Below are 9,348 nucleotides of genomic sequence, written 5' to 3' on the forward strand. Positions count from 1 at the left end.
CAAAATCAAGAATCACGCGGCAAACGCCTTACACCACGTCAATGGACTTGACCGCTGCGTATGCAAGGCGTCGGCGGAGATGACCACACCATCAAGGTCCTTGATCCCCTCCAACAAGGGCTTGAAGTAGGTGATCTCATTGTGCTTTTCGGACACGTTTTCCTGCACGAGGACGGCCCCTGGTGTGGTCGATGCCAGCCAGCAAGTGGACCCTGGTGCCGCCGCCGTTCTTGGCGCCACGGACTTCCTTCCCGTCAATGGCGATGGCCGCCACCTCCGTCATGCCTTGAGCCCAGGAACCGGCCAACCGGTCCAGCGCGTCAGCATCAAGAAGCTGGAGCATCCTGGCCAATGTCGTGGCGTGCGGGGCGCCGATGCCCAGGGCAGCGAGCTGGTCCCGGGCAGTATCTGCCGCCCATTCAGCTTTTCTCCACCAACGACGTCGCCCCGGCCAGCACCGAACAGACCATGATGACAAGCAGGTGCGCGAAGCGATGCCGCACCCCACGCTTCTTCCGTGGATCCCTCAGTCCACTCAGTGCTGCAAGGACCTTGCCCGGGTCGATCTCCACCGCCCTGATCGTGGCGAATTCGTCAATGAACGAGGCAAGGTGAGACGATGGCATGCGAGAGCTCCTGGCAATACAGCGGATTAGACACCTACTGGATTAACAGGGGTTCTCGCTTTCTTAAAGCCAAGCCCGGGTTGTCTCACATTTTAAGACGCAAAATTCCCACAAACGACTTTGCAGACGCCCTGGCTCCCGGCGACCCGACATGTTTCTTAGTCATGCCTTGGCCCCAGCGGCGATCCGTTCCCGGATGTCCCGCGTGACGTCATTGAGCGCGATATGTGCCTCAACAGCACGCCGCTGCCAGTCCGGTTGTTCCTCGTCGTCAACATACGCGAGCAGTTCGCTCTCTGTCTGCGCCACTTGCTTAGCCCAGTTGCGCGGCAACTTCTCAGGGCCGACAGCACTAATAAGCGCGCCTGCCTCCGCCCCCATATCCTTACTAATGACCGAGTCGGTATGCCCGCCGCGCCGCAAGTTCTGTAGCAATCGGAGCAACGCTTCTTGCTCGAACATCAATTGCGCGTGCCCCAGCGCTGCCCGGCGATCCTCTGCCGCGATCCAGCGAGCGTTCCGCCGATCCAGGGTCGACACGACAAGGGCAACGATTGACGCACCAACGGCTACCACGACGGCGCCAGCCTGAACCCATAGGGTTATCTCGTTCGTGTTCATGCGGCCTAGCATATGCGGCGGCGCTGACTACACTCTCAATTCTGAAGAGCCGGCAATCACGTTACCTACCCAAAATGGCCATTCCCATAGCCGCGAAGGTGCAGAACCGACGGCGAAGATAACCCAGCCACCGACGAACACGGCTCCAAGCCCGAAGACAGTCGAACCGAAAGCCAGCAACCTCTCCGGTGTAGTGAATTTCATACTCTTACGGTAGCCGAGATCTTGGGGCTACAGCCCTGCCGATGAACATGTTCTCTTCCGGTGCGCTGAAGGTGGTCAGCCGTTTGGCTATCACATCGCCCTCGCGTTCGCCCGTTCGGAATTCCAACCGTTGGATCCATCTCGACGAAACCGTAGACCGTTGAGGTGACCCTGCCGATGGCGCCCAAGAACCGGTCGACAGCGGAACCGACGCTGCACTCCACGGCGATTCTCACCTGACTGGAACTGTCATCTGTCATTATCCCCGCGATAGCCATTACCGGCTCCGGTCGGCGATCAGGTGGCCGAAAGGGCCGCCTCACCTATGGGTGCAACACACCAGCGGTGACCAAGCCGCCACGAGACACCGTTTCGGACCGGAGCCCACACCAGCCAAGACGAGAAGCGCGCGGATCATCGGGCGGCACAGCATGCTTTGGAAGGGACTTCACTTATCGATGGCAAATTCGTAAGTTTCCCCAAATGGAACGTCTGAGTTGAGTTCGACCGTTACCTTTTGTGTTGAGTGTCTGGTAACGAGGATGCCACAGACCTTCTCCCGAAGGGCCTGAGCAATCATTGATTCAACAGCTTCGTTGATCGCTGCGTCACGTGCCCCTCGATCGCCAGCTGTGATGGTAATAATCCTAGAAGGATCCGGCTGTCTGACACGGCTCTCTGGCGACGGCGGCTGGTATGGTCCACGCCGGGGTCCAGACTTGGCAGCAGTCACTGCCGCATTGCCACTATCCCGAAGCGAAATTTCATGGGTAATGCTGCTCATGGATATTTTCATGTGGCTATCTTTTCTCAGTCTTGCAGCGCCATGATGGCGGTCGGTGCGTCGGCTGCCGTCTCGGCCAGGTCGTTGAACTCGTTGACGTTGTCCAGCTCGGTGCCCATCGCGATGTTGGTGACACGCTCCAGGATGGCCTCGACCACCACGGGCACCTGGAACTCGTCCATGAGCCGCTTGGCTTCGGCAAACGCGGCGGGCATGTCCTCCGGGCGCTCCACGCGGACCGCCTTGCAGCCCAGGCCCTCGGCGACCTTGATGTGGTCCACGCCGTAGCCGTTGGTTTCCGGGGAGTTGATGTTCTCGAACGCCAGCGACACGTGGTAGTCCATTTTGAAGCCGCGCTGCGACTGGCGGATCAGGCCCAGGTAGGAGTTGTTGACCACCACGTGGATGTACGGCAGCTTGAACTGGGCGCCGACGGCCAGCTCCTCGATCATGAACTGGAAGTCGTAGTCGCCGGAGAGGGCGACCACGGTCTGGCCGGGCTTGCCGCGGACCACGCCCAGGGCGGCCGGGACGGTCCAGCCCAGGGGTCCGGCCTGGCCGGCGTTGATCCAGCGGCGCGGGCCAAAGACGTGCAGCATCTGGGCGCCGGCAATCTGGGACAGGCCGATCGTGGACACGTACGTGGTGCCCTCGCCGAATGCCTTGTTCATTTCCTCGTACACGCGCTGGGGCTTCATGGGCACGTTGTCGAAGTGCGTCTTGCGCTGCATGCTGCCCTTGCGGGCGGCGCAGTCATTGGCCCAGTCGGTGTAGTCCGGGACGGTGCCTGCGGCCTTGCGCCCGCGGGCGGCCTCCAGCAGCACGTCCAGGGCGGCTGCGGCGTCGGAGGCGATGCCCAGGTCCGGGGCGAAGACGCGGCCGATCTGCGTGGGGTCGATGTCCACGTGGACGAACTTGCGGCCCTTGGTGTAGGTGTCCAGGCCTCCGGTGTGGCGGTTGGCCCAGCGGTTGCCGATACCGAGGACGGCGTCGGACTCCAGGAACGTCGCGTTGCCGTAGCGGTGGGCGGTCTGCAGTCCCACCATGCCCGCCATCAGCGGGTGGTTGTCCGGGATGGCGCCCCAGCCCATCAGCGTGGGGATGACCGGGATGGACAGCAGCTCGGCCAGCTCCACCAGCTGGGCGGAGGCCTCGGCACTGATGACGCCGCCGCCGGCCACGATCAAGGGGTGCTTCCCGGCCAGCAGGATGTCCAGGGCCTTCTCGCCCTGCTTGCGGGTCGCGGCCGGCTTGTTCGGGTCCAGCGGCTCGTAGGCGTCAATGTCGAATTCGATCTCGGCCATCTGCACGTCGATGGGCAGGTCCAGCAGAACCGGCCCGGGACGGCCGGAACGCATCAGGTAAAACGCCTTCTGGAAGGCGCCGGGAATCTGGCCCGGTTCCTTGACAGTCATGGCCAGCTTGGTGACCGGGGCGGCGATGGTTTCGATGTCCACGGCCTGGAAGTCTTCCTTGTGCAGCTTGGCCACGGGGGCCTGGCCGGTGATGCACAGCATCGGGACCGAATCGGCCCAGGCCGCGTACAGGCCGGTGATCATGTCGGTGCCCGCGGGGCCGGAGGTGCCGGTGCAGACGCCAATGTTTCCCTCGGCGGCGCGGGAGTAGCCATCCGCCATGTGGGAGGCGCCTTCAACGTGGCGGGCCAGGGTGTGGTTGATGCCGCCGTGGTCCTTCATGGCGGAATAGAACGGGTTGATGGCCGCGCCGGGCAGTCCGAAGATTTCCGTGGCGCCTTCCTTCTCCAAGATCAGGATGGCTGCGTCAACGGTGCGCATTTTAGTCATGGGGTGCTCCTTGAAAAGCAGGTGGGAAAGTCAATGGGTGGGGGTGGCGCCGTCGTTGTTCAGGAGGGAGGGCGGCACCCGTCCCTGGAGTCACTGGTGCCAACTGCCGCCGGACGTGGCGGGGACCCCTCGTGCACCCTCGAAGTGAATAAGTGAAGCAGTGCCGCGGGGGTCCGGCGTCACCGCTGGGTTTCCGGGTGGTGGAGGTTACGTGTCGTTTGTCGTGCGCCTCGCGCAAGACGACGGTCTGGGAGGGCCCACCTCGTAGCAGAGGCAGGGAAGTGGCCGTCCGCCTTTACTTCGTGTGGTCAGCCCGTCTGGCCTCAGCGGTTGTCGAACTCCTCGTGGTGGTCTAGCCACCACTGGGCGATGTCAACGCGGCGGGCGATCCAAACGTCGCCGAGGCCCTGTGCGTATTCGAGGATTTCCCTTACTGCGGAGGCCCTCCCTGCCTGGCCTGCCCAGCGCGTGTGGAGGCCGATGCTCATCATCTTGGGGGAGCCGGAGAGACCTTCGCGCCGGTATTCGTCGATGCCTCTCTTGCACATGTCCACGTAGTCACTCGGTGTCATTCCGCTGGTCACCCGTGCGTCGTTGTACGGAAGGCTGTTGTACGGCACCACCAGCTGGCGTTTGCCCTGGATGTCCGTGAAGTAGGGCAGGTCGTCATTGTAGGAGTCCGAGTCATAGAGTAGGGGATTCCCGAATTCAGCCACGAGTTCGCGTGTGTTGACGCTGGGGGCATAGCGGCAGTACCAGCCTGAGGGCGGAGCCCCACAAGTCTTGGTGATGGATTCCACTGCCAGGGCGATGCGCTTTCGTTCTTCTTCACGGGAGAGCTCCCAGGTCTTGTTCCAGCGCCATCCGTGGGAGAGGACGTCGTGGCCGACGCGTTGGATCCATTCACCCACGGCTGGGTTTCGTTCGATGGCTACAGCGCAGGCGAAGACTGTCGCATGGACTCCGTACTCTTCGAAAATGCGGAAGAGCCGCCAGACGCCGGCGCGGCTGCCGTACTCAAAGACCGATTCGGAGCACAGATCCCGGTCGGTCGAGTCCATGGCCCATCCTGCTGGGAGTTCGGCTCCGTCTTCGTTGCGTGCGTCGCCGTCAGCGTGTGAGTACTCCGAGCCTTCCTCGTAGTTGACCACGAAGTTCAGCGCCAAGGTTGCCTCATTGGGCCAGATGACGCGCGGGGCGTGTGGTCCATATCCGATAAAATCGCGTGTCGGGCCGGGGACTTGGGTTTGTGTGAGAGTGTCCATCTTTTACTCCTTGGGGGTAGTTCCAGAAAATGTCCGAGCACCGCACTCAGGCCGGCCATGTATCAATGCCGTCGACCTCGCAGTGACTTGAGTCTCCATTCAACGGTCTCAAATCAGCAATGTCAAGCGCCTGCTTAATTTAACTATCAGCAACTGCTTGACATTTGCAGTGGACCCCACTTTACTGAGACCAGCCCAATGTGACCGGGCCAACATTCTTTTAGCGTCAAGGCCGATACAGCCGCCATATCATGACCCGGGCAACCCTTTTCTTGTTGCATCAGGACTGGCCGGTCAATCATCAAGACAGGAAACCACCAATGGACACGACCACGACAGGGAGGCTTGGCGTCGGCCTCGACTCCGACCCGAACGTCTCCGACCTACTCACCTCTCTGAATGCCAGGATGGCCGAGGCTGACAGGCGCGTTGCGCGCAAGTATCCGGGGGATGATGGTATTCCGCAGCCCATCCACACCGTGTACATCCCTGGCGGGACGTACAGCGCTGAGACGCCGTCTTCCTGGGGGCGGACCGCCTTGAGCATGTTGGAGGCCGTTGGAAGCCCCGAATTGTTGGCCGGGATCTTGGGCGTTCCTGAGCAGCTGGCCGCGGAAGTCTTGCCGAGGGTGAGGTCCAAGCTGGCCACCGAACCGATTGAGGACCTGCGCGTGGACTTCGAGGACGGGTTCGGGCAGCGTGGCGATGTCGCCGAAGACAACGCCGTTGCCGAGACTGCTGCCAGGTTGAGCATGGCTGCAGACCAAGGGCTGGCGCCGCGCAGCTGGGGGATTCGTTTCAAGAGTCTTGAGATGGTCACCCGTGAGCGCGGCGTACGAACCCTGACGCAGTTTCTGACCGCGGTCAGCCGCAACGGCATCTTGACCGCATCATGCATGGTGACCCTGCCCAAGGTCACGGACGTCAGCCAAGTCGCTGCCATGGCACATGTCTGCGACTATGTCGAAAAGGACCTGGGCCTAAAACAGGGCTCCGTGCGGTTCGAGATTCAGATGGAGACGCCGCAGTCGATCATTTCGCACGACGGCACAATCGCCGTTCCGGCCCTGCTGCAGGCTGCTGATGGCCGGTGTGCGTCGCTGCATTACGGAACGTACGACTACACGGCGTCCTGCGGGATTGCCGCGCCATACCAGAGCATGGACCACCCGGCCTCCGACTTCGCCAAGGACGTCATGCAAGTCTCCGTGGCAGGCACCGGAGTCCGCCTCTGCGACGGTGCCACAATCGAATATCCGGTGGGAACCGAGAAGCAGATACGCCAAGCCTTGGGACTGCATGCCCGATTGGTTCGCCGTTCACTCGAGCGCGGGTACTACCAGGGCTGGGACATGCACCCAGGCCAGCTGGTCACCCGCTTCGCCGCCACCTTTGCCTTCTATCGACAGGGCTTCTTCCCGGCAGCGGACCGCATCGCCAAATACATGGCGAACCCAGCCAGCAGCAACGACGAACCGGCCACGATCCGCGCCCTGGCGGGGTTTGTGCGCCGCGGTTACCAATGCGGAGCCGTGACCGAAATTGAAGTCCGGGACGCCACCGGCAGCTCGCCGGAACATTTGATTGAGCTCTCTTGACCTACCACCAACCCCTTCCGCCACAAACCCCGACATGCAACCTGGAGCACCCCATGACCGACATTCCGGCTAGCTATAGCGACCGCCTCTACAATGAAGACCTTGCGCCTCGCCGAGGCCCTGGAACCTGGAAGACCTGGAACCTCTTCGCCTGGTGGATGTCCGCTTGGCACAGCCTGGCCGACTACACCGCCACCGTGGGTCTGCTGGCCCTGGGCCTGATGGGCTGGCAACTGGCCATCGCATTGTGCTTCGGTGTGTTCATCATCTACCTCATCAGCAACCTCATGGGGCTGGCCGGACAGAAAATCGGCGTACCCTTCCCCGTCTTCGCCCGTGCAAGCTTTGGCGTCTACGGGGCCAACATCCCCGCGCTGCTGCGCGCCATCGTGGCCGTGGCCTGGTATGGGATACAGACCTATCTGGCCTCAGCAGTCATCATGATCCTATTCATCAAGATCATCCCGGCCTCCGCCGTCCTGACCACATCGACGTGGCTGGGATTGTCCCCGCTCGGCTGGATCTGCTTCCTGGCCCTGTGGCTGGCCCAACTCATCGTGCTGCACCGCGGCATGGAGTCAGTGCGCAAACTCTCCGATTTCGCCGGACCCCTGATCTGGATTGCCATGATTGCACTCACCGTGTGGACACTCCAGCGAGCCCACTGGACCCTGGATTGGAACTACCACGTCGGCGCCGCACCACTCGCTTTCGGTCCCACCCTTGTGACCATGCTCGCCGCCGCGTCGCTCGTGGTCGCACTGCTCAGCGGCCCAGTTCTTAACTTCTCCGACTTCACGCGATTGGCTGCCAGCCGCAAGACCGTCATCAACGGTAACCGCCTTGGGCTGCTCGTCAATGGTGTCGCGTTCTGTCTGGTATCTATCGTCCTCACACTGGCCTCGGCAGAGGTCTACGGCAAGGCCATCGACGATCCCATCGTGCTCATCAACGACATTGACAGCATCACCGTACTACTTCTTGCCATTGTCGCCATCGGAATCTCCACGGCAGGCATCAACATCATCCTGAACTTCGTCTCACCAGCGTTTGACTTCGCCAATGTTGCGCCGAAGTTCATCTCCTTCCGCACCGGCGGCATCATCACCGCTGTCCTCTCCGTCATAATCCTTCCCTGGAACCTGTATTCCAATCCTGCCGCGGTGAACCTGTTCCTCGGAGGGGTCGGGGCATTAATGGGACCATTATTCGGGATCATCATGGCCGATTACTACCTCATCCGGCGGGCGCGACTCCACACCGACGCTCTCTACCAAGACGATCCACGGGGCCGGTACTTCTACCAGCGTGGCACCAACCACAACTCTATGATCGCGCTCGCCATATCCGGAATCACGACCTTGTGCATCGCTTTGTTGCCAGCGATGAGCGTTCTCCACCCCTTCTCCTGGCCCCTGGGGACCCTGCTGGGGGCAGTCGCTTGCCTCCTTATCAACCGTGCACGCCCGAACGTCCATGCCCGCTCGGCCGATCTGCAGGCCCAGGCCGCAGAAATGACCATCGACAACTGAGTGTCCTTCACCGAGTGTGGTCTTGAGCAGGAGAAGAGGGTGCGTGTGGCATACGACGCCACACGCACCCTCTTCGTTAAGCAGGACGTGAACAATCGCTATGATGTTCACATGACCGTAAACAACCTGGGCAGTATCCCTCGGCTGGACGTTGGATCGCACATTCGGCAATTGCGTACAGCCCGGAAGATATCCCTGCGCGCACTGGGAGAGCAGCTGGGCATCAGCGCCAGCGCCCTTTCCCAAATCGAAACCGGGCGCCGACAGCCCTCCGTGGCCCGACTGCACCAGATTGTCAGCGTCCTGGAAGCGCCCTTGTCGGCGGTCTTCGACACGAGCATGACCCCCATTATTGAACCGTCCTCGGCAATTGCGCCGATGGGCACCGCAATCCAACGGGGCAACGAGGCCGCCGAGCTAACGCTCGACGGAGGCATCCACTGGCTGCGCCTGGCGCCGGCCCCTATGCCAGGGCTTGACCTATTGAAAGTGACCTACCCGGCAGGAGCCGGCCCGGCCGAATACATGCGACACAACGGACAGGAAACCGCCCACGTACTCTCCGGGGAGCTCTCCTTCGATATCGCCTTCGATCACCACGTGATCAAGGCTGGGGATTCCATCAGTTACGACTCGAGTACGCCCCACCGAGTCACGAACAGGACAGACAGGACCGCTGAGGCGATCTGGCTTGTTGTCAACCAGGCTGCCGAACATGGATTGCATTCCGTATGAATGCCGCATGATTTGCATAGAAATCGACTCAACTTCCAGAACGGATTGTCTGCCCACGGTTTGCCCGACTTGTGACTTCTGACTTCAGAGCGGTTGCGTGCCTGTGTTCTCCCTTTGCCCGAGAGGACAGGACGATGAACACGCCTGAGTTCACCAGTGTGTTCGCCCAAGAGCTGGG

10 protein-coding genes are annotated in these 9,348 nt (G+C 61.5%); 3 read left to right on the top strand and 7 right to left on the bottom strand.

All coding sequences use genetic code 11. The features are described 5' to 3' along the window. Positions 1-12 precede the first annotated feature (12 nt). The 7 genes from G6035_RS18810 to G6035_RS18840 all read right to left on the bottom strand — a co-directional run bounded on the left by G6035_RS18810 (position 13) and on the right by G6035_RS18840 (position 5,206). Positions 13-156: a hypothetical protein gene (locus G6035_RS18810; protein ID WP_176618631.1), complete on the bottom strand. Its 144-nt coding sequence runs from the start codon at positions 154-156 to the stop codon at positions 13-15. Positions 157-419: 263 nt separating this feature from the next. Next, positions 420-626 (bottom strand): transposase family protein, encoded by a 207-nt coding sequence (locus G6035_RS18815; RefSeq protein WP_176618632.1) that lies wholly within the window; start codon positions 624-626, stop codon positions 420-422. 162 nt (positions 627-788) lie between these two features. Next, positions 789-1,247 (bottom strand): hypothetical protein, encoded by a 459-nt coding sequence (locus tag G6035_RS18820; RefSeq protein WP_176618633.1) that lies wholly within the window; start codon positions 1,245-1,247, stop codon positions 789-791. A gap of 27 nt (positions 1,248-1,274) precedes the next feature. Then, complete coding sequence (locus G6035_RS18825) at positions 1,275-1,451, bottom strand: hypothetical protein (RefSeq protein ID WP_176618634.1); 177 nt, start codon at positions 1,449-1,451, stop codon at positions 1,275-1,277. 448 nt (positions 1,452-1,899) lie between these two features. Continuing rightward, positions 1,900-2,247, bottom strand: a complete 348-nt coding sequence (locus G6035_RS18830) for a hypothetical protein (protein ID WP_176618635.1) — start codon at positions 2,245-2,247, stop codon at positions 1,900-1,902. Positions 2,248-2,261: 14 nt separating this feature from the next. Further along, a complete protein-coding gene (gene gcl / locus G6035_RS18835) occupies positions 2,262-4,040 on the bottom strand; it encodes a glyoxylate carboligase (RefSeq protein WP_176618636.1) in 1,779 nt (592 codons plus the stop codon). A gap of 323 nt (positions 4,041-4,363) precedes the next feature. Then, complete coding sequence (locus tag G6035_RS18840) at positions 4,364-5,206, bottom strand: polysaccharide deacetylase family protein (RefSeq protein ID WP_256128126.1); 843 nt, start codon at positions 5,204-5,206, stop codon at positions 4,364-4,366. 419 nt (positions 5,207-5,625) lie between these two features. Between G6035_RS18840 and G6035_RS18845 the strand changes: the two genes are divergently transcribed. The 3 genes from G6035_RS18845 to G6035_RS18855 are packed head-to-tail and all read left to right on the top strand — an operon-like array spanning position 5,626 to position 9,170. After that, positions 5,626-6,903, top strand: coding sequence for an aldolase (locus G6035_RS18845; RefSeq protein ID WP_176618638.1), 1,278 nt, complete (start codon positions 5,626-5,628; stop codon positions 6,901-6,903). Between the two features lie 53 nt (positions 6,904-6,956). Next, positions 6,957-8,435, top strand: a complete 1,479-nt coding sequence (locus tag G6035_RS18850; protein WP_176618639.1) for an NCS1 family nucleobase:cation symporter-1 — start codon at positions 6,957-6,959, stop codon at positions 8,433-8,435. Beyond that, complete coding sequence (locus G6035_RS18855) at positions 8,436-9,170, top strand: cupin domain-containing protein (protein WP_176618640.1); 735 nt, start codon at positions 8,436-8,438, stop codon at positions 9,168-9,170. Positions 9,171-9,348: the final 178 nt, after the last annotated feature.

The organism is Arthrobacter sp. SDTb3-6 (genome assembly GCF_013376095.1).
In the GTDB taxonomy this organism is placed as follows: Bacteria; Actinomycetota; Actinomycetes; order Actinomycetales; family Micrococcaceae; genus Specibacter.